Source organism: Mesorhizobium sp. M0496, assembly GCF_040321205.1.
Lineage (GTDB): Bacteria > Pseudomonadota > Alphaproteobacteria > Rhizobiales > Rhizobiaceae > Mesorhizobium.
Window position 1 is genome coordinate 1 of the sequence record NZ_JAMYRC010000113.1, and the last position, 692, is coordinate 692.

Sequence of the window (692 nt, forward strand, 5' to 3'; positions counted from 1 at the left end):
GCACGCACGACCCGGCTGCGCCAGCAGATGGCCGAGCGCGGCATCGACGTACTGCTTGTCTTGAATGAAGGGAATATGAACTATCTCACGGGCTACGAGGGGTTTTCGGACTACGTGCCACAACTCGCCCTTGTATGTCAGGAAGAGGAGGAGCCATGGCTTATATTGCGTGAAATGGACATAGTATGTGCGGAGGCCAGTTCTTACCTGCCGCAATCACAGCTGCTCAGCTACCCGGAGAAGTACATCGGTTCGAGTCAACTCACGGCATGGCAGCCCATTGCTGACCTTGTCCGCGAGCGCAGTAAGTCGAACCGTATTGGGGTCGAACTGTCAGGGAAGATGCTTGGAGTGAAGGGCCATGCCGCCTTAAGCAAAAGCTTAGGCATTGCGGAGTTTATCGATGCCGACGGTATGGTTTCCGCGCTGAGGACGATAAAATCACCTGCTGAGATCGCCTATATGGAGCAAGCGGGGAAGATCGTTGATAGGGCTATGCAGATCGGTAGGCTTTCAATCTCTGTAGGCGCTCGACAATGCGACGTAGGCGCTGCCGTATCACAAGCGCTCATGGGTGGCACTCCAGAATTTCCGGGCTCATACGCTCGCCACCCTATCTCCATGAATGTAGGTTCCCCTGCGAACGCCGTGCATGCTGCATGGACTGACGAACGATACAAGATGGGCTGCCA

At 55.3% G+C, this 692-nt stretch carries 1 protein-coding gene; it reads left to right on the forward strand.

Going from position 1 to position 692, the window contains the following annotated elements:
• Nucleotides 1-692, forward strand: a 692-nt coding sequence (locus NKI73_RS33580) for a M24 family metallopeptidase (RefSeq protein WP_352636353.1), incomplete at both ends; no start/stop codon positions are given.